The organism is Lacinutrix sp. Bg11-31 (assembly GCF_002831665.1).
Taxonomy (GTDB): Bacteria; Bacteroidota; Bacteroidia; order Flavobacteriales; family Flavobacteriaceae; genus Lacinutrix.
Genome location: NZ_CP025118.1, coordinates 252,425 through 272,570, shown reverse-complemented (window position 1 = coordinate 272,570; position 20,146 = coordinate 252,425). Strand labels below are relative to the sequence as shown.

The 20,146-nt window shown below is 33.9% G+C and carries 15 protein-coding genes and 5 tRNA genes; all 20 read right to left on the bottom strand.

All coding sequences use genetic code 11. The features are described 5' to 3' along the window. Nucleotides 1-23: 23 nt before the first annotated feature. Nucleotides 24-4,325 carry a DNA-directed RNA polymerase subunit beta' gene (rpoC, locus tag CW733_RS01260; protein WP_100994949.1) on the bottom strand — a complete coding sequence of 1,434 codons (4,302 nt, stop codon included), beginning with the start codon at nucleotides 4,323-4,325 and terminating at the stop codon, nucleotides 24-26. A 71-nt stretch (nucleotides 4,326-4,396) separates the two neighbouring features. Further along, nucleotides 4,397-8,209, bottom strand: a complete 3,813-nt coding sequence (gene rpoB, locus CW733_RS01255) for a DNA-directed RNA polymerase subunit beta (protein WP_100994947.1) — start codon at nucleotides 8,207-8,209, stop codon at nucleotides 4,397-4,399. A 124-nt stretch (nucleotides 8,210-8,333) separates the two neighbouring features. After that, nucleotides 8,334-8,708 carry a 50S ribosomal protein L7/L12 gene (gene rplL, locus CW733_RS01250; protein ID WP_100994946.1) on the bottom strand — a complete coding sequence of 125 codons (375 nt, stop codon included), beginning with the start codon at nucleotides 8,706-8,708 and terminating at the stop codon, nucleotides 8,334-8,336. A gap of 55 nt (nucleotides 8,709-8,763) precedes the next feature. After that, nucleotides 8,764-9,285, bottom strand: a complete 522-nt coding sequence (gene rplJ, locus CW733_RS01245) for a 50S ribosomal protein L10 (protein WP_100994944.1) — start codon at nucleotides 9,283-9,285, stop codon at nucleotides 8,764-8,766. A gap of 19 nt (nucleotides 9,286-9,304) precedes the next feature. Further along, nucleotides 9,305-9,994: a 50S ribosomal protein L1 gene (rplA, locus tag CW733_RS01240; RefSeq protein ID WP_100994942.1), complete on the bottom strand. Its 690-nt coding sequence runs from the start codon at nucleotides 9,992-9,994 to the stop codon at nucleotides 9,305-9,307. Nucleotides 9,995-10,011: 17 nt separating this feature from the next. Then, nucleotides 10,012-10,452 (bottom strand): 50S ribosomal protein L11, encoded by a 441-nt coding sequence (gene rplK / locus CW733_RS01235; RefSeq protein ID WP_055448229.1) that lies wholly within the window; start codon nucleotides 10,450-10,452, stop codon nucleotides 10,012-10,014. A gap of 70 nt (nucleotides 10,453-10,522) precedes the next feature. Beyond that, a complete protein-coding gene (nusG, locus tag CW733_RS01230; RefSeq protein ID WP_100994940.1) occupies nucleotides 10,523-11,077 on the bottom strand; it encodes a transcription termination/antitermination protein NusG in 555 nt (184 codons plus the stop codon). Nucleotides 11,078-11,086: 9 nt separating this feature from the next. After that, entirely contained in the window at nucleotides 11,087-11,281 is a 195-nt protein-coding gene (gene secE, locus CW733_RS01225) for a preprotein translocase subunit SecE (RefSeq protein WP_055448227.1), read from the bottom strand. A gap of 89 nt (nucleotides 11,282-11,370) precedes the next feature. Continuing rightward, a tRNA-Trp gene (locus CW733_RS01220) sits at nucleotides 11,371-11,443 on the bottom strand. A gap of 60 nt (nucleotides 11,444-11,503) precedes the next feature. Further along, nucleotides 11,504-12,691, bottom strand: a complete 1,188-nt coding sequence (tuf, locus tag CW733_RS01215) for an elongation factor Tu (RefSeq protein WP_100994938.1) — start codon at nucleotides 12,689-12,691, stop codon at nucleotides 11,504-11,506. A gap of 69 nt (nucleotides 12,692-12,760) precedes the next feature. After that, a tRNA-Thr gene (locus CW733_RS01210) sits at nucleotides 12,761-12,832 on the bottom strand. Nucleotides 12,833-12,843: 11 nt separating this feature from the next. After that, nucleotides 12,844-12,916, bottom strand: a tRNA-Gly gene (locus CW733_RS01205). Between the two features lie 51 nt (nucleotides 12,917-12,967). Then, nucleotides 12,968-13,049: transfer RNA gene (locus tag CW733_RS01200), tRNA-Tyr, on the bottom strand. A 65-nt stretch (nucleotides 13,050-13,114) separates the two neighbouring features. Continuing rightward, nucleotides 13,115-13,188: transfer RNA gene (locus tag CW733_RS01195), tRNA-Thr, on the bottom strand. Nucleotides 13,189-13,288: 100 nt separating this feature from the next. Next, nucleotides 13,289-13,591: a ribosome hibernation-promoting factor, HPF/YfiA family gene (gene hpf / locus CW733_RS01190; protein WP_100994936.1), complete on the bottom strand. Its 303-nt coding sequence runs from the start codon at nucleotides 13,589-13,591 to the stop codon at nucleotides 13,289-13,291. 123 nt (nucleotides 13,592-13,714) lie between these two features. Then, nucleotides 13,715-14,605 (bottom strand): tyrosine-type recombinase/integrase, encoded by an 891-nt coding sequence (locus tag CW733_RS01185; RefSeq protein ID WP_100994934.1) that lies wholly within the window; start codon nucleotides 14,603-14,605, stop codon nucleotides 13,715-13,717. Between the two features lie 153 nt (nucleotides 14,606-14,758). Continuing rightward, the gene (locus tag CW733_RS01180; RefSeq protein WP_100994932.1) at nucleotides 14,759-16,177 is read right to left on the bottom strand and encodes a carboxypeptidase-like regulatory domain-containing protein; all 1,419 of its coding nucleotides are present in this window, start codon (nucleotides 16,175-16,177) and stop codon (nucleotides 14,759-14,761) included. 260 nt (nucleotides 16,178-16,437) lie between these two features. After that, complete coding sequence (locus tag CW733_RS01175) at nucleotides 16,438-17,610, bottom strand: acyl-CoA dehydrogenase family protein (RefSeq protein WP_100994930.1); 1,173 nt, start codon at nucleotides 17,608-17,610, stop codon at nucleotides 16,438-16,440. 11 nt (nucleotides 17,611-17,621) lie between these two features. After that, on the bottom strand, nucleotides 17,622-18,500 hold the full coding sequence (locus tag CW733_RS01170) for a helix-hairpin-helix domain-containing protein (protein WP_100994928.1): 879 nt from the start codon (nucleotides 18,498-18,500) through the stop codon (nucleotides 17,622-17,624). Nucleotides 18,501-18,514: 14 nt separating this feature from the next. Then, nucleotides 18,515-20,125 (bottom strand): sodium:alanine symporter family protein, encoded by a 1,611-nt coding sequence (locus CW733_RS01165; RefSeq protein ID WP_100994926.1) that lies wholly within the window; start codon nucleotides 20,123-20,125, stop codon nucleotides 18,515-18,517. Nucleotides 20,126-20,146: the final 21 nt, after the last annotated feature.

Sequence of the window (20,146 nt, the reverse complement as noted above, 5' to 3'; positions counted from 1 at the left end):
TGCCTGCGCAGGAATAACTACTACTAATTGTAGTTAACCTCTTGTTTAGCTTGCATCATTTGATCAAACTCTTCTTTAGATCCTACAATAATGTTCTCGTAAGAACGCATTCCTGTTCCTGCTGGAATTCTGTGTCCTACAATTACATTTTCTTTAAGACCTTCTAAAGTATCAATCTTACCTGCTACTGCTGCTTCGTTAAGTACTTTCGTTGTTTCCTGGAACGATGCCGCAGAAATAAACGATTTAGTTTGTAACGATGCTCTCGTAATACCTTGAAGTATTGGAGTTGCCGTTGCTGGTTTTACATCTCTTGCTTGTACCAATGCTTTATCTTCACGACGTAATAAAGAATTCTCGTCTCTTAATTCGAAAGCCGTTATTAACTGTCCTTCTTTTAAGTTTGTAGAATCTCCTGCATTTTCTACAACTTTTTTACCAAAAATAGCGTCGTTTTCTTCGATAAAATCAGCTTTATGTGCTAATTGATCTTCTAAGAAAATAGTATCTCCAGAGTCAATAATTCTCACTTTACGCATCATTTGTCTTACAACAACTTCGAAATGCTTATCGTTAATCTTCACACCTTGTAAACGGTATACTTCTTGAACTTCGTTCACTAAGTATTGTTGTACAGCTGCTGGTCCTTTTATGTTTAAGATATCGTTTGGTGTAATAGAACCATCAGATAAAGGCATACCTGCTTTTATAAAATCATTTTCTTGAACAAGAATCTGACTTGATAACTTCACTAAGTATTTCTTAATATCTCCGAACTTAGACTCTACAATAATCTCACGGTTACCTCTTTTAATTTTTCCGAAAGAAACAACACCATCAATTGCACTTACTACTGCTGGATTAGAAGGGTTACGAGCTTCAAATAATTCTGTTACTCTTGGTAAACCACCAGTAATATCACCTGCTTTTGAAGATTTACGAGGAATTTTAACTAAGACTTTACCAATCTTAACTTTCTCTCCATCATCAATCATGATGTGTGCACCTACTGGTAAGTTGTAAGAACGAATTGCTTCACCTTTACTATCTTCAACAATAAGTGTTGGTATTATTTTCTTGTTTCTAGATTCTGAAATTACTTTTTCTTGGAAACCTGTTTGTTCATCAATTTCTACTTGATAAGTAACACCTTGCTCGATATTTTCATATCTCACTTTTCCTGCAAATTCTGAAACAATTACACCGTTATATGGATCCCATTCACAAACAACATCTCCTGTTTTAAGCTTATCTCCATCCTTAACGAATATAGTTGAACCGTAAGGAATATTATTTGTACTTAATGTAATACCTGTTTTCTTATCTATTAACTTAAGTTCTGATGTACGAGATATAACGATGTCTAAATCATTTCCATCTTTATCAGTACCTTTTACAGTTTTTAATTCTTCAATTTCGGCAACTCCGTCAAATTTAACTGCGAAGTTATTTTCTTCTGAAATGTTACCTGCAATTCCACCTACGTGGAATGTACGAAGTGTTAACTGTGTACCTGGTTCTCCAATAGATTGTGCTGCTACAACACCTACTGCTTCACCACGTTGAACCATTTTGTTAGTTGCTAAGTTTCTTCCGTAACATTTAGCACAGATTCCTTTTTTAGCTTCACAACTTAATGGTGAACGTACTTCTACAGCATCAATAGGAGAGGCTTCAATTGCCGCAGCAATATCGTCTTCAATTAACTCACCTGCTTCTACTATTAATTCTTCTGTTAATGGGTTATATACATCGTTAAGTGCAATACGTCCTAAAACACGTGCTCCTAGCTTCTCTACAACTTCATCATTTTTCTTAAGAGCAGAAACTTCTACACCTCTTAATGTACCACAGTCTACACTGTTTACAATTACATCTTGAGATACATCTACTAGACGACGCGTTAAATAACCTGCATCGGCAGTTTTAAGTGCTGTATCGGCAAGACCTTTACGTGCACCGTGAGTAGAAATAAAGTATTCTAAAATTGAAAGACCTTCCTTAAAGTTAGATAAAATTGGATTTTCAATAATAGACCCTCCTCCTGCTGTAGATTTTTTAGGCTTAGCCATTAATCCACGCATTCCTGTAAGCTGGCGAATCTGTTCTTTAGATCCACGCGCTCCAGAATCAAGCATCATAAACACCGAATTAAATCCTTGTTGATCTTCTCTAATACGTTTCATTGACAATTCTGTCAATTCTGCATTTGTTGATGTCCAAATATCAATAACTTGGTTATAACGTTCGTTGTTTGTTATAAGTCCCATGTTATAATTTGCTTTAATACCGTCTACTTTCGTATTGGCAGCATCAATCATAGATTGCTTTTCTGGCGGGATAATAATATCTCCTAAACTAAATGATAATCCACCTCTAAATGCAAATAGATAACCTAATGTCTTAATTTCATCTAAGAAATCTGCAGTTTCAGGAACACTTGTTAATTTTAAAATATCACCAATAATATCTCTAAGAGATTTTTTAGTTAATACTTGGTTAACATAACCTGCAGCAGCTGGTACTTTTTCGTTGAAAAGTACACGACCTGTTGTAGTTTCTATAATTTGAGGAACTAATTCTCCTTCTGCGTTAAAATCTATTGTACGTACTTTAATCTGTGCGTTTAAGTCTACACGCTTTTCATTGTAAGCAATGTTTACTTCTTCTGCAGAATAAAATGTTAAGCCTTCACCTTTTACTTTAACTTCTGGTGTTGATGTACGTAACTTAGTCATATAATAAAGACCAAGTACCATATCCTGAGATGGTACTGTTACTGGAGCTCCATTTGCTGGATTTAAGATATTATGAGATGCCAACATTAACATTTGACACTCTAAAATAGCTTCTGGTCCTAACGGTAAATGCACTGCCATTTGATCTCCATCAAAATCGGCATTAAAAGCTGCACACGCTAATGGGTGTAATTGTATTGCTTTACCTTCAATAAGTTTTGGCTGAAAGGCCTGAATACCTAATCGGTGAAGCGTAGGCGCACGGTTTAGTAATACTGGATGCCCTTTAAGGACGCTTTCCAAAATATCCCAAACTACTGGCTCTTTTTTGTCTATAATTTTTTTAGCTGATTTTACCGTTTTTACAATTCCTCTTTCGATTAATTTACGAATGATGAATGGCTTGTAAAGTTCTGCAGCCATATTTTTTGGAAGACCACATTCAAATAATCTCAACTCTGGTCCTACTACAATTACCGAACGTGCAGAATAATCAACACGCTTACCAAGTAAGTTTTGACGGAAACGTCCTTGCTTACCTTTAAGTGAATCTGATAAAGATTTTAACGGTCTGTTAGAATCTGTTTTTACTGCAGATGACTTACGTGTATTATCTAATAATGAATCTACAGATTCTTGTAACATACGTTTTTCGTTACGTAAGATTACTTCTGGAGCTTTAATCTCTACAAGTCTCTTAAGACGGTTGTTACGTATAATTACACGACGGTATAAATCATTTAAATCTGAAGTTGCAAAACGTCCACCATCTAAAGGCACTAAAGGTCTTAATTCTGGCGGAATAATTGGCACAACTTTTAAGATCATCCATTCTGGACGGTTTTCTCTATTTAAGTTAGACTCACGTAAAGCTTCTACAACTTGAAGACGCTTTAACGCTTCAGTTTTACGTTGTTTAGACGTTTCTGTGTTTGCTTTGTGACGTAATTCAAAAGATAAAGAATCTAAATCTATACGTGCTAATAAATCGATTAAACACTCAGCACCCATTTTAGCTATAAACTTGTTAGGATCTGAATCTTCTAAATAATTATTATCTTGAGGAAGTTCTTCTAAAATATTTAGATATTCTTCTTCAGTAAGGAAATCCATTTTTTGAATTGGCTCTCCTTCAGCATTTTTAGCATTACCTGCTTGTATTACTACATAACGTTCGTAGTAAATAATCATATCTAATTTCTTAGATGGTAATCCTAATAAATAACCTATTTTATTTGGTAAAGAACGGAAATACCAGATATGAGCAACAGGTACCACTAAATTAATGTGACCTACTCTATCTCTACGTACTTTCTTTTCTGTTACTTCTACACCACAACGGTCACAAACAATACCTTTATAGCGAATTCTTTTATATTTACCACAAGCACATTCGTAGTCTTTTACAGGACCAAAAATACGCTCACAGAATAAACCATCTCTTTCTGGTTTATGTGTACGATAATTAATAGTTTCTGGCTTTAAAACCTCACCTCTAGACTCTGCTAAAATAGACTCTGGTGATGCTAAACCAATTGAGATTTTGTTGAATCTCTGTACTGTATTCTTATCTTGCTTTCTTGCCATTTCTTTATAGTTTTCAGTATTCAGTATTCAGTCGCAGTAGTTATTGCTGACTGAACACTGTAAACTATTTTTTACTCCTCTAATCTAATGTCTAATGCTAGTCCTTTCAATTCGTGCATAAGTACGTTGAAAGATTCTGGTAATCCTGGATCTGGCATTGGTTCACCTTTTACGATTGCTTCGTAAGTTTTAGCTCTACCGACAACATCATCAGATTTTACTGTTAAGATTTCTCTTAATGTTGCAGATGCTCCATAAGCCTCTAGTGCCCATACTTCCATCTCTCCAAAACGCTGACCACCAAATTGTGCTTTACCACCTAATGGTTGTTGTGTAATTAATGAGTATGGTCCTATAGAACGCGCGTGCATCTTATCGTCTACCATATGCCCTAACTTAAGCATGTAGATTACACCAACTGTTGCTGGCTGATCGAAACGTTCTCCTGTTCCACCATCGTATAAATATGTATGACCATATCTAGGTATTCCAGCTTCGTCTGTTAATTCGTTAATTTGTTCAATAGTTGCTCCATCAAAAATTGGTGTTGCATAAGTACGACCTAGATCTTGTCCAGCCCATCCTAATACAGTTTCATATATCTGTCCGATGTTCATACGAGATGGTACACCTAATGGATTTAATACGATATCTACAGGAGTTCCATCTTCTAAGAAAGGCATATCTTCTTGACGTACAATACGTGCAACAATACCTTTATTTCCGTGACGTCCTGCCATTTTATCACCAACTTTAAGTTTACGTTTCTTAGCGATGTAAACTTTAGCTAATTTAATGATACCTGCTGGTAATTCATCTCCTACAGAAATTGTAAACTTCTCACGACGTAAAGAACCTTGTAAGTCATTTTCCTTAATCTTGTAGTTGTGAATTAAATCTGCAACTAATTTATTTGTATGGTCATCTGTTGTCCATGTACCACCAGTTAAGTGAGTATATTCATCAACAGCATTTAGCATTTTTAAAGTGAATTTTTTACCTTTTGGTAAAACTTCTTCTCCTAAATCGTTAAAGATACCTTGTGATGTTTTACCATTAACTATAGTGAAAAGTTTTTCTACTAAAACAGCTTGTAAATCATCGAACTTAGCATTATAAATACCTTCTAATTTAGAGATATCTTCTTTATCTTGAGCTCTTTTACGCTTATCTTTAATTGCACGAGCAAATAACTTTTTGTTAATTACTACACCATGTAATGATGGAGATGCTTTTAAAGAAGCATCTTTTACATCACCTGCTTTGTCTCCAAAGATAGCACGTAATAACTTTTCTTCTGGTGTAGGATCACTTTCTCCTTTTGGAGTAATTTTACCAATAAGTATATCTCCAGGTTTAACCTCTGCACCAATACGAATCATTCCATTCTCATCAAGATCTTTAGTAGCCTCTTCTGAAACGTTAGGAATATCGTTAGTTAATTCTTCGTTACCTAATTTTGTATCTCTTACGTCTAAAGAATACTCATCTATATGTATAGAAGTGAATATATCTTCACGAACTACTTTTTCAGAAATTACAATTGCATCCTCAAAGTTATACCCTTTCCAAGGCATAAAGGCTACTTTCATATTTCTTCCTAAAGCTAATTCTCCTTTTTGAGTTGCATAACCTTCAGATAAAACTTGACCTTTTTTAACTTTATCACCTTTCTTAACGATTGGCTTTAAGTTAATTGAAGTTCCTTGGTTTGTTTTTCTGAATTTTACTAAAGGATAAGATTTTGTATCACTTTCAAAACTTACTTTAGCTTCATCATCGGTACGTTCGTACTTAATAATAATCTCGTTAGCATCAACATATTCTACAACACCTTCTCCAGCTGCATTAATTAATACACGAGAATCTGATGCAACTTGTCTTTCTAATCCTGTTCCAACAATTGGTGCTTGCGGACGTAATAATGGAACTGCTTGACGCATCATGTTAGATCCCATTAATGCACGGTTGGCATCATCATGTTCTAAGAAAGGAATTAAAGATGCTGATATAGAAGTAATTTGATTTGGTGCTACATCTGTATAATTTACAGCTGTAGGTTCAATTACAGGAAAATCTCCTTCTTGTCTTGCAATAACCTTATCATCAAGAATCTTACCATCGTCATCTACCTTAACAGTAGCTTGGGCAATCATCATATTTTCTTCTTCCTCTGCACTTAAATATACAGGAGTATTTTTTATATCTACAACACCATCTGTTACTTTTCTGTAAGGCGTTTCTAAGAATCCCATAGAATTCACTTTCGCGTATACAGCTAATGATGAAATTAATCCAATGTTTGGACCTTCAGGAGTTTCAATAGGACATAAACGTCCGTAGTGTGTATAGTGAACATCACGTACTTCGAAACCTGCTCTTTCTCTTGATAAACCACCTGGTCCTAATGCTGATAGACGACGCTTGTGCGTAATCTCTGCAAGAGGATTCGTTTGATCCATAAATTGAGATAATTGGTTTGTACCAAAGAATGAATTAATAACAGACGATAACGTCTTAGCATTAATTAAATCTATAGGTGTAAAGACTTCGTTATCACGAACGTTCATACGTTCACGAATAGTACGAGCCATACGTGCTAAACCAACACCAAACTGAGAAGATAATTGCTCACCTACTGTACGAACACGACGGTTAGATAAGTGATCGATATCATCAATCTCTGCCTTAGAATTTATTAACTCAATTAAATATTTTATAATAGTTATAATATCTTCTTTGGTAAGCACTTGCTTATCCATACCAATATCTAACTGTAATTTTTTGTTCATTCTATAACGCCCTACTTCTCCTAAAGAGTAACGTTGATCACTAAAGAATAATTTATCTATAATACCACGTGCTGTCTCCTCATCTGGCGGCTCAGCATTACGTAATTGTCTATAGATATGTTCTACTGCTTCTTTCTCCGAGTTAGTTGGATCCTTTTGAAGCGTATTATGTATAATTGCGTAATCACCTTGTTGTGCACTTTCTTTATGTAAAAGAATAGTTTTTACACCAACTTCAATGATTTCTTCAATATTATCTTTATCTAATTCTGTATCACGATCAAGCACAATTTCGTTACGCTCAATAGATACTACTTCACCAGTATCTTCATCAACGAAATCTTCATGCCATGTATTTAATACACGTGCAGCAAGCTTACGACCTAATATTTTCTTTAGTCCAGATTTTGATACTTTAACCTCTTCGGCTAAATCGAAAATCTCTAAAATGTCTTTATCTCTTTCAAAACCGATGGCTCTGAATAGAGTAGTAACAGGTAATTTTTTCTTTCTATCGATATACGCATACATCACTTGATTGATATCTGTAGCGAATTCAATCCAAGATCCTTTAAAAGGAATTACTCTTGCTGAATATAATTTTGTTCCATTTGCATGGAAAGATTGTCCGAAGAATACACCTGGAGATCTATGTAATTGAGATACTACAACACGTTCTGCACCATTGATACAAAAAGTACCGGAAGGTGTCATGTAAGGTATTGTTCCTAAATACACATCTTGAACAATGGTCTCGAAATCCTCATGTTCAGGGTCTGTACAGTAAAGTTTTAACCTTGCTTTTAATGGAACGCTATATGTAAGTCCTCTCTCTATACACTCATCAATAGCATATCTTGGTGGATCGACAAAGTAATCTAAGAATTCTAAAACGAATTGATTACGAGTATCTGTGATTGGAAAGTTCTCCATGAAGGTGTTATACAATCCTTCATTACCTCTTTCTTCAGATTTTGTTTCAAGTTGGAAAAAATCCTGGAAGGATTTTATTTGGATATCCATAAAATCTGGATATTCGGTTCTATTTACAATAGACGAGAAATTTAATCTTTCAGCTTGTGTTACTAACATCAATGGACGAAATTTTGATTAAAAAAAAATACTTGTATATAGGTACTACCTATATACGACAAATGGTCTAGGTCGTTGAGAGTATTCTCAAGACCTAAACCTTTGTAAAAATTATTGGTAATACTTACTTAAGTTCTACCTCTGCTCCTGCCTCTTCTAATTGAGTTTTAAGAGCTTCTGCTTCATCTTTAGTAACACCTTCTTTGATTGCACTTGGTGCATCATCAACTAAACCTTTAGCTTCTTTTAATCCTAATCCAGTTAATTCCTTAACTAATTTTACAACAGCTAACTTAGCGCCACCTGCTGCTTTTAAGATTACATCAAATTCAGTTTGAGCTTCAGCTTCGTCTCCTCCACCTGCAGCTGGTCCTGCCATTGCTACTGCAGCAGCAGCAGGCTCGATACCGTATTCATCTTTTAATATAGTTGCTAACTCATTTACTTCTTTAACTGTAAGGTTAACTAACTGTTCTGCGAAATCCTTTAAATCTGCCATTTTGTGATAATTTTTTAATTTTTAATATTTAAGTGTAAAGTGCGTACTATTTAAATTATCCCTCTTTTTGAGATAATGTTTTAAGAATCCCAGAAAGTATTTGTCCACTAGATTTAAGTGCAGAAATAACATTCTTAGCAGGAGATTGTAATAATCCAATAATATCTCCTATTAATTCTTCTTTAGATTTGATATCAACTAACATATCTAGTTGATCATCTCCGATGTATACTGTTTCCTCAATAAAAGCTCCTTTTAATAAAGGCTTTTCTGATTTCTTACGGAAAGCTTTAATAACTTTCGCTGGAGCATTTCCAGTTTCAGAATACATTACTGATGTATTACCTTTAAGCGTTGATGGTAGGTCTCCAAACTCTCTGTCTGAAGCTTCCATTGCTTTTTCAAGTAATGTATTTTTTACAACTGCTAATTTTACGTTTGCTTTAAAACAAGCACGACGTAAATCTGAAGTAGTTCCTGCATTTAAGCCTGATATATCAGCTAAATATATATTAGCATTATCGGCTAATTGTGCAGTTAATTCTTCAATAACTTGTGATTTTTCTTCTCTTGTCATAATAAAAGTTATTTAACTACTAACCGATTTTTGTATCAACTGCAATACTAGGGCTCATTGTAGAAGACATAAAAATGCTTTTTACATAAATTCCTTTTGAAGAAGTTGGCTTCAGTTTCATTAATGTTGTTAATAATTCGTTTGCGTTATCTAAAATCTTATCAGCACTAAAAGATGCTTTTCCGATTGAAGCGTGAACAATACCAGTTTTATCAACTTTAAAGTCAATCTTACCAGCTTTTACTTCTGTAACAGCTTTTGCAACATCCATAGTTACTGTACCTGTTTTTGGATTAGGCATTAAACCACGAGGACCTAATACACGTCCTAAAGGACCTAACTTACCCATAACACTTGGCATAGTAATGATTACGTCTACGTCTGTCCAACCACCTTTAATTTTATCAAGGTACTCATCTAAACCAACGAAATCTGCACCAGCTTCTTTTGCTTCTGCTTCTTTGTCTGGAGTTACTAATGCTAATACTTTAACGTCTTTACCTGTACCATGTGGAAGAGATACAACACCTCTAACCATTTGGTTTGCTTTTCTAGGATCTACTCCTAAACGCACAGCTAAATCGACTGAAGCATCAAACTTAGTGTTACTAATTTCTTTTATAAGTGTTGAAGCTTCTTGTAAAGAATATACTTTATCCTTTTCTAGCTTTGCAACAGCCTCTTTACGTTTCTTTGTTAATTTTGCCATTTTAAAATCTTTTTAGGTTAATTAGGTGCTTCACCACCTTTAACAGTTATACCCATAGATCTTGCAGTACCTGCGATCATTTTCATTGCTGAACCGATTTCAAAGGCATTTAAATCTACCATTTTGTCTTCCGCAATTGCTTTTATCTGATCCCAAGTTACCTTAGCTACTTTACGTACATGAGGTTCACCTGATCCTTTTTTCACTTTGGCCGCTTCTAATAATTGTACTGCAGCTGGAGGAGTTTTGATTACAAAATCAAATGATTTGTCTTTGTAAACAGAAATCACAACTGGTAAAACTTTACCAGCTTTATCTTGGGTTCTAGCATTAAACTGCTTACAGAATTCCATGATATTAACACCAGCAGCACCTAAAGCGGGTCCAACCGGTGGCGACGGATTCGCTGCACCTCCCCTTACTTGTAATTTGACTACTTTGCCTAATTCTTTTGCCATTTTAAATAATTTAGTTTTGTCTTAAATCTATTTTGAAGCTGATTTAACACTTTCTTTATTGTAACAATTATTAAATTTTTTCTACTTGCATATAACTTAACTCTAATGGTGTCTTTCTTCCGAAAATCTTAACCATTACTTCAAGCTTACGTTTTTCTTCATTAATATTTTCGATTGTTCCATCAAAACCATTAAAAGGTCCATCTATAACTTTTACCGTTTCTCCTTTTGTGAATGGTATAGCAACACTAGAATCCATGTCTACAGATAATTCATCTACTTTACCTAACATTCTATTAACTTCAGATTGTCTTAAAGGCAAAGGGTCTCCTCCTTTTGTAGCTCCTAAGAAACCTATTACATTAGTTATTGATCTAATGATATGTGGCACTTCTCCTGTAAGGTTAGCCTTTATCATAATATAACCACTGAAATAAACTTTTTCTTTAGTTACTTTTTTTCCGTTTCTAATTTGAATTACGTTTTCTGTAGGAACCAATACTTGCTCAACATAATCTTGTAAACCTAAACGAGCTATTTCATTCTCGATATAAGTTTTAATCTTATTTTCTTGACCACTTACCGCTCTTACAACGTACCACTTTTTTTCTCCTACTTCAGCCATAACTTTATATTAACTAATTAATTTAAAGTATTCGCTAATAACTTTGCTAAAAACAGTATCAACTCCCCAAATTGCTAAAGAGAATATAATTGAAAATACAGCAACTAATATTGTTAACTTTTGTACTTCTGGCCAAGGCGTCCAAGTTACATTGTTTTTCAACTCACCGAATGATTCTTTTATATAATTTACTATTCCAGCCATTTAAATCTTTATTTAACGAAATATGTATTACTACATTTCTCTAATTCATTTTGAGAAACAAGGCTATTAATAACCTTAATTACTATAAGCACGGGCGGAGAGACTCGAACTCCCGACACCTGGTTTTGGAGACCAGTGCTCTACCAACTGAGCTACGCCCGTAAATATAAGTTAAGGTGTCACGAAAACGAGACACCTTAACTTAATATCTATAAGACTATATTAGTCTAAAATTTCAGTTACCTGACCAGCTCCTACTGTTCTACCACCTTCACGGATAGCAAAACGAAGACCGATACTCAAAGCAATTGCTTGAATTAACTCAACGTGAATTGTTAAGTTATCTCCAGGCATAACCATCTCTACTCCTTCTGGTAATGCAATGTTCCCTGTTACATCCGTTGTACGAACGTAAAACTGAGGACGGTAATTATTATGGAATGGAGTGTGACGCCCACCTTCTTCTTTTTTAAGGATATAAACCTCAGCTTTAAATTTAGCATGTGGAGTTACAGAACCTGGCTTACAGATTACCATACCTCTAGAGATTTGAGACTTCTCAATACCTCTTAATAAAATACCTGCATTATCTCCAGCTTCACCTCTATCTAATATTTGACGGAACATTTCAATTCCAGTAACAGTAGATGTTAATTTCTCTGCACCCATACCGATAATTTCAACAGCATCACCTGTATTAGCAACACCTGTTTCGATACGACCTGTTGCTACAGTTCCACGACCAGTAATTGAGAATACATCTTCAATAGGCATTAAGAAAGGCTTATCAACTTCTCTTAATGGCTCTTCAATCCAAGCATCAACTTGTGCCATTAATTCCAAAACAGTATCAACCCACTTTTGCTCACCGTTAAGCGCACCTAAAGCAGAACCAGATACTACAGGTCCATTATCACCATCATACTCATAGAATGATAACAATTCACGAACTTCCATGTCAACTAACTCTAAAAGCTCTTCATCATCAACCATATCCACTTTATTTAAGAATACTACCATTCTTGGGATACCTACTTGACGACCTAATAAGATATGCTCACGAGTTTGTGGCATTGGTCCATCTGTTGCAGCAACTACTAATATAGCTCCATCCATTTGTGCAGCACCCGTAACCATGTTCTTAACATAATCGGCGTGACCTGGACAATCTACGTGTGCGTAGTGACGATTCTCTGTTGCATATTCTACGTGTGAAGTATTAATTGTAATACCTCTCTCTTTCTCCTCTGGAGCGTTGTCAATTTGATCAAATGATAATGCATTTGAGAAACCTGCATCAGCTAATACTTTAGTAATAGCAGCAGTTAAAGTTGTTTTACCGTGATCTACGTGTCCAATTGTACCAATGTTTAAATGTGGTTTTGAACGATCGAAAGTTGCCTTTGCCATGTTTTAAATAATTTTAATCTTAGTTATATAATAATATTTGTATTCTGTTTTTTGTCTTTTAATAAATTGAGCCAATGACGGGAATTGAACCCGTGACCTCTTCCTTACCAAGGAAACGCTCTACCTCTGAGCTACACCGGCTTAAATATTAGAGCGAGAGACCAGGTTCGAACTGGCGACATTCAGCTTGGAAGGCTGACGCTCTACCAACTGAGCTACTCTCGCAATTATTTAATAATTCTTTGTTTAAAACTTACTTTTTCTTGGTAAAAAAAGTGGGGAGAATAGGATTCGAACCTATGAAGACGTAGTCAGCAGATTTACAGTCTGCCCTCGTTGGCCGCTTGAGTATCTCCCCAATCTTAAACTTATCAATACTTTTAAAGAACTTTTAAAAAAAGTTTTTACACTTCTTTTATTTTGAGCCGATGGAGGGACTCGAACCCACGACCTGCTGATTACAAATCAGCTGCTCTAGCCAGCTGAGCTACATCGGCTTTTAATACCTTTTTTTCGTAAAAAAAAGTCCGCTATTTCTAACGGACTGCAAATGTATATATTTATTTAGATATTCGAAAACATTTTTTATAAATTTTTTTATAAATGTGCTCTTAATTTCTCTTTTCGCTTTTTTAACTGCCTTTCTAACGATGCAATTGCGATATCAGCGCCTTCTTCGAAGGATTTACATTGTTTTTTTACAACAAAACTATCTCCAGGAACACTAACTCGTGCTTCGAAAACTTTATTTTCTTTACCACTTGTGTTTTCTACCTTCAAAAACACGTCGGATTTTATGACTTTATCAAAATAGGTATCTAACTTATTCATTCGTTCTTGAACGAAGTTTAATAATTCTGGATTTGCATTAAAATTTACTGCTTGAGTGTTTACTTTCATGTGGATATATTTATTTGCTTTTTAATTGACACATGTTGTTCGCTATTAATATTTGTAATGATAATAGAGTTTATAACATGCTCGATTCATAAGCGTTGTATTAAATAGGTTATACAATAGCTGTTATTTTTTACTTCTTGGATGTGCATTAGAATACACTTTCTTAAGTTCGGCTATACTATTGTGAGTATAAATTTGGGTTGCAGCCAAACTTGAGTGTCCTAAAAGCTCTTTAACAGCATTTAAATCTGCACCTTGATTTAATAAGTGGGTTGCAAATGAGTGCCGTAATATGTGTGGACTCTTTTTTACCTTATTAGATGCTAGACTAAAATACTCATTTATTATTCTGTAAACAAGAGTTTCGTAAATTTTAACTCCTTTTTTTGTTAAAAAAAGAGCTTGATTATCTTCGATTACACTTAACTCTTTTCGCTTTAGTATATAAGCTTGTATTGTTTGTATTACAGATTGCAATAAGGGCACGTAGCGTTCTTTGTTTCGCTTACCTAATACTTTTAAGGTTCTGTTACCAAAGTCTACATCTGATAGTTTTAAATTAACCAATTCTATTCTTCTAATTCCGGTGGAGTAGAATAATTCTATTATTAATTTATTTCTTACACCTTCGTAATCGTCTTCGTATTTTAAATCGTCTAATGCTATATTTATTTCGGCTTCAGAAAAAGGAACTTGTAATTTTTTACTAGTTTTTAAAGCTTTATGTTTTGATAGTGGGTTTATTTCTATGTCTCCTATTTTTAATAAGAATTTATAATAGGAATTTAATGCTGAAACTTTTCGATTAATACTTCGGTTTGAAATTTTAGATTCTACTAGCTGTACAATCCAATTTCTAATTTGAGAGTAGTTTACTTTGTCTAATTGTGAATCGTCGAATTCTTTGATTAAAAAAGATTGAAAGGCATTAATATCGTTTGTGTATGCTTTTACAGTAAGCTCGGAATAGTTTCGCTCTAGTTGAAGATAATCTGTAAATGCTTTTATAGACATGATTGTTATTTGACTTTAAATATAAAAAATTAGCACGTATTGCCGCGTTAAGGATTGTAGTGCCATCCTTTTTTATTCTTCTTAAAAAAGATATAACGGAAAGCCTGACCAAGATCTACATTTTTCTTGTAGGTCTTGGTAACGCCCAATAAATTACTCTTTAAAGAGAGAAGCTCTTTTGCTTAGGTCTTGAATCATTTTTTCTTCGTCTTCGCTTTCTAACAAGACATTATATGTTTCCCAAAATTCTTTATTATAAGGTTTTGGTGAAAAAATATCCATGTCCCATTTGTTTTCAAGTTCTGCATCTATCTTATCGTGATCTAATACAATGTCTGAAAACAGAATTTCTTGTATTGTAAAATAATATCTTTCTTCTTTATTAAATTGTTCGGCAAATTGCTCGTCTTGTTTGTTTTTAGGTTTATAACCTACGTTAACGAGTTTTGGTGTTTCGTAATAAATGTAATTAGGGTACATTTTATCTTTATACTCCTTGTAGTTTATTACTAATTTATGATTGGTTTGCGTATCGAACAAGCGCTTGCTTCTGCTTTTTTGTTCTTTTGATGCTGCTACTAATTCGTATTCTACTTTTTTAATGGCAAAATTATCGTAGTAGATGTACAGCCAGCCTTTGGCTTGGTAGCCTTCGTTATAAATACCTTTGGTATCTAAACCTACGTATTCTTCGCCTTTTGTAATTTCAATTTTATATAGTTTACGTTCGTTATCTACTAAAATGGTGTCTAGTTTAAATTGATGATTCTTTAATATGTCTTCACCAAATAATGCTTTTTTACCGTCTACATTTCTAAACATGTTGAGTTTTCCTTGAAATATATTTTGAAGTCCGTTTACTCTGTTGTCATTCCACTTAATAGACTTTTCTAATAAAGCTGTTTTAACCTGACTTCTTCTTAAATTTTTAGGATTCGTTCTTACTGTAGAGTTCTGATTTAAGTAAGAAGCATAGGTAAACAAACTATCGATATCTCTTAGATCGTAACTTTTACGCATTTGATCTACGTTTATCTTTAGGTAATTTTTTGCTGGTACTGAGTAACCAGAATCATAAACCGAAATGGCGCTTTCTATAAGCCATTTAAATTCTTTTTTATTACGTTCTTTATGTCTTAAAAAACCTTTTTGAATGTATGAGGAATCTGGCATTGTTAGAGGCAATTCTTCAATTGCTTTTAATACAATATCATTTCCCGTTTTTGGTCTGATTTCTGCCTCTAACACAACCTCATCTAGAGATGCAACTGCTTCTACTAAGTATATTGGTTCTGAAGCGTCGTACAGATCTAATGGGATTTTTTCTGTTGAAAATCCAATAGATGAAACCACTAAAGTATCTGATACGTTCTCTTTTGGAATACGAAGTGCAAATTTCCCATCTGCATTTGTTATTGTTCCTATTGCTGTGCTTTTAATATAAACACTTGCACTTTCTATAGGTGTGTCGCTAAAAAAATCTACTACTTGATTATTGATTTCTTTTTGCGCGAACGCAATTGTGCTGAATAAAAAGAATAACAGACATAAGATTTGATTTGGGTATTTCATTTTTAAAAAAAGTTGATATTTATAATTTGACCTCTTATCAATAACGAAAACAATGTTACATTATTGAAATGAACTTGGTAAAAGTAATATTTCTTTTCTAAACCTTAATCTCTTTCTATAAACTATAAAATTCTTGCTTTACTGAGTTTAGCTCAGCACAAATAGCAAGAATCTTATATTTTACTGTAAGGATATTTACCTTTATATCAATTACCATTTTAGCAAATTGAAAAACAATTTTCGCTAAAACAATAATTTAATTAATGCTTTACAGCCGGTTTATATTCCTTTTTATCAATTACCATTTTAGCGATAATCTCTCTTAAGATTTCTGAAGTTCCTCCACCAATAGGTCCTAGTCTACTATCACGCAATAAACGTGCCATTGGATATTCTTCCATATAACCATAGCCTCCTAACATTTGAAGACATTGATAAATAACATCGTCTGCCATTTTTGTAGAACGCAGTTTTGAAATGGTAGCTTCTTTTACAACATACTCATCTTTATCTAATCTTGCTGCTACTGTATAATTAAACTCTTTACACACTTCCATGTCTGCATAGCAATCTGCCATTGTATGACGTAAAGCCTGGAATTTGTCTATAGTTTTGCCAAAAGCTTGGCGTTCTCCCATATATTTTACGGCATATTCTAGTGCAAATTCCGCTCTAGCATGCGAATTGATTCCCATAATTAAACGTTCGAAAGCAAAATGCTGCATAATGTATGGAAACCCTTTTCCTTCTTCTCCCATTAAATGGCTTGCAGGAATGGTTACATTATCGAATGCAATTTCTCCTGTATCACTAGCTCTCCAACCTAATTTATCTAATTTTGTTGCGCTAACACCTTTAGTGTCTCTATCTACAATAAACATACTAATACCTTTATTACCAAGTTCTGGACTTGTTTTGGCAGCTACTACAATATAATCGCTATATACACCATTTGTAATAAATGTTTTAGATCCGTTTAACACGTAAGTATCTCCCTTTTTAACAGCAGTTGTTCGCATTCCTGCAACATCACTACCTCCAAAAGGTTCGGTTACTGCCATTGCACCAATCATTTCACCTGTTATACTTTTGGTTAAATATTTTTGTTTTACTTCTTCACTTCCTTCTGCATTTACATGTGTCATTGCTAAGTAAGCATGTGCCCACATTGCAGCAGCAAAACCACCAGAATTCACTTTTTGAAGTTCTTCTAAAAATATAACGGTATAAAACAGATCTAAATCCATTCCTCCATAAGCTTCTGGATATGCTATCCCGAAAAAGCCCATTTCTCCAAATTTTTCCCAAATAAAACGTTCTATGTGTCCAGTTTTTTCCCACTTATCTATATGTGGAACAACTTCTTTTTGTAAGAAATCTGATAAACTTTCTCTAAATAAATTATGTTCTTCGGTGAAGTATCTACTATCCATTTTATTATATTCTAATTAAGCTGTAAATATAACTTAATTATCTCTATTTTTTTTACCGGAAAGTCTTTAACTTTTGTTAATTCCTCAATATTTTCAAAGCCTTCGTGAAGAGTTCTATATTCAATAATATTATGGGCAATTTCGTAATCTATAAATCTAGCTGTTACCAATTCTGATTTAGAAGCTGTGTTTAAATTAATTTTACTGATTGCTTTTGGTGTTTTTAAACTAAAAGATTTTTTAAGTTCTTCTATCGTTTCAGGTTTTAAACCATAGACTTCGTTTAATTCTATTAATGAAACAAAACCATTTTGTTTTGTACGGTATTTTATTATACGCTCTGAATACGCTTCACCTATTCCATAAACCTTTTGAAGCTGCATTGCTGTTGCGACGTTTAAATCTATCTTCTCAGCTTCCGTCTTAGGTTTACTAGTATTAAAAGACTTTGTGTATTGTTTTTTAGGCTTTGGATTTGTTACCCAATCTGGAAATTTAAAATATGGTGAGATTTTATTAAAGACAGAATCTGAAACTTTTGTGACTTGTTGGAACTGTTTTGCTGAATTCACCCATTGGTTTTTAGCTCGAAATTTTGAAAGCCTATCAATTTCTTCATTTGTCATACCCAAGGTATAGCCTTTATAATCTGTAATAAAGTTTGGATTGAAAGGGTAGATTTTTGGTTTACGTTTTTCAACTTCAACCAATTTTAGTGAATCTATTTCTGCTTGAAATAATTGTAACGCTTTTAAGTCAACGCTTATTTCTTCCGAAGAAAAACTAACATATGCATAAACACATTGAAAGGTAACGATAAGTAATAGTAATAAAAAAATCCCATTTCGTTGTTGCTTAGTGAACTTGAAATGGGATCTTATATTTTTCATATTAATACTATATGTTATTCTTTATTAGCTTTAATGGCAGTCGTATACTTTAGAAGCTCTTCCTTTACTTTAGGTGCAAGAAGTACCAGACCAATCATGTTTGGAACCATCATTGCAAATACCATAGCATCTGAGAAACCAATTACAGAACCTAAACTTGCTGCTGCTCCAATAACTACAAATACACAAAAGATAACTTTATAAGTGTACTCTGCTTTTTTAGTACGTCCGAATAGGTAAGACCATCCTTGGTAACCATAGTAAGACCATGATATCATTGAACTGAATGCAAATAAAACAACTGCTACAGTTAATACATATGGAAACCATGAGATTGAAGATTCGAATGCACTAGACGTTAATAATATTGCTTGAGCATCACTTCCTGGAGGATTAGATGGATCTACAAAACCAGTAATAATTAATACTAAAGCCGTCATTGTACAAACAACAACTGTATCTATGAAAGGTTCTAATAATGCTACTAAACCTTCACTTGCTGCATATTTTGTTTTTACTGCTGCGTGCGCTATAGAAGCCGAACCAATACCTGCTTCGTTTGAGAACGCTGCACGTCTAAATCCTTGTACTAATACACCTACTACACCACCAGCAATTCCTTCTGGGCTAAATGCTCCATCCCAAATTGCAAGAAAAGCTGATCCAATCATATCTGATTTAGAAATGATTACGAATAATGATGCTGCTACATAAATAGCAACCATAAACGGTACAATTTTATCTGTAACACTAGCTATTTTTTTAATACCTCCAATAATAACGATACCAACTAAAATAGCCATAACAAGACCAAATGCCCAACCATAACCATGTAGGAAAGATTGCTCTCCTCCAGTAATATTTTCTACTAATTGAAATGCTTGATTAACTTGGAACATGTTTCCACCTCCAAAAGAACCACCAATAACAAATATTGCAAACAATACTGCTAGCACTTTACCTAAACCACCAAGACCTTTAGATTTTAGTCCTTTAGTTAAGTAGTACATTGGTCCACCGTAAACAGTACCATCTGCTTCTATATCTCTGTATTTTACACCTAAAGTACATTCTACAAATTTTGAAGCCATACCTAAAAATCCAGCTACAATCATCCAAAACGTTGCTCCTGCTCCACCAATTGAAACAGCAATGGCAACACCTGCTATGTTTCCTAGACCTACAGTTGCTGATAAAGCTGCTGTTAATGCTTGGAAATGACTAACCTCTCCTTCATGATTTTCAATCTTAATGGTTTCAATAGAATCTCCACCTGGAGTTGAATCTCCAGCCACATGTAGATCCTGCACACTTTTATCATCTGCACCATCTAAATGATCGTATTTACCTCTAACAATATTTACTGAAGTAAAAAATCCTCTAAAGTTTATAAATTTAAAGTAAAAGGTAAAATATAAAGCTCCAAGGATTAAAGGAAATAAAACCCAAAATATTTTTACGCCTCCTCCAAAATCTATTCTATAAAATATTATATCTACAAACCAACCTGTAGCGCTTCCAAAGGCATTATCGATTTTTTGATCGATACCTATTTCTGTAGCATCTTGAGCCAAAGATAATAGTGGTAAAATTAATGAGAAAATTGAAAGAAGATACTTCTTCATAATGTGTTTTTAGTTAGTTAG

Excerpts from the sequence above, each read along its gene's own strand:
- CW733_RS01165 (WP_100994926.1), bottom strand. The coding sequence starts at position 20,125 with ATGAAGAAGTATCTTCTTTCAATTTTCTCATTAATTTTACCACTATTA.
- rplL (WP_100994946.1), bottom strand. The coding sequence starts at position 8,708 with ATGGCAGATTTAAAGGATTTCGCAGAACAGTTAGTTAACCTTACAGTT.
- rplA (WP_100994942.1), bottom strand. The coding sequence starts at position 9,994 with ATGGCAAAATTAACAAAGAAACGTAAAGAGGCTGTTGCAAAGCTAGAA.
- tuf (WP_100994938.1), bottom strand. The coding sequence starts at position 12,691 with ATGGCAAAGGCAACTTTCGATCGTTCAAAACCACATTTAAACATTGGT.
- rplJ (WP_100994944.1), bottom strand. The coding sequence starts at position 9,285 with ATGACAAGAGAAGAAAAATCACAAGTTATTGAAGAATTAACTGCACAA.
- rpoB (WP_100994947.1), bottom strand. The coding sequence starts at position 8,209 with ATGTTAGTAACACAAGCTGAAAGATTAAATTTCTCGTCTATTGTAAAT.
- rpoC (WP_100994949.1), bottom strand. The coding sequence starts at position 4,325 with ATGGCAAGAAAGCAAGATAAGAATACAGTACAGAGATTCAACAAAATC.
- hpf (WP_100994936.1), bottom strand. The coding sequence starts at position 13,591 with ATGAAAGTAAACACTCAAGCAGTAAATTTTAATGCAAATCCAGAATTA.
- nusG (WP_100994940.1), bottom strand. The coding sequence starts at position 11,077 with ATGGCTGAAGTAGGAGAAAAAAAGTGGTACGTTGTAAGAGCGGTAAGT.
- CW733_RS01185 (WP_100994934.1), bottom strand. The coding sequence starts at position 14,605 with ATGTCTATAAAAGCATTTACAGATTATCTTCAACTAGAGCGAAACTAT.
- CW733_RS01180 (WP_100994932.1), bottom strand. The coding sequence starts at position 16,177 with ATGAAATACCCAAATCAAATCTTATGTCTGTTATTCTTTTTATTCAGC.
- rplK (WP_055448229.1), bottom strand. The coding sequence starts at position 10,452 with ATGGCAAAAGAATTAGGCAAAGTAGTCAAATTACAAGTAAGGGGAGGT.
- CW733_RS01170 (WP_100994928.1), bottom strand. The coding sequence starts at position 18,500 with ATGAAAAATATAAGATCCCATTTCAAGTTCACTAAGCAACAACGAAAT.
- secE (WP_055448227.1), bottom strand. The coding sequence starts at position 11,281 with ATGGCTGGAATAGTAAATTATATAAAAGAATCATTCGGTGAGTTGAAA.
- CW733_RS01175 (WP_100994930.1), bottom strand. The coding sequence starts at position 17,610 with ATGGATAGTAGATACTTCACCGAAGAACATAATTTATTTAGAGAAAGT.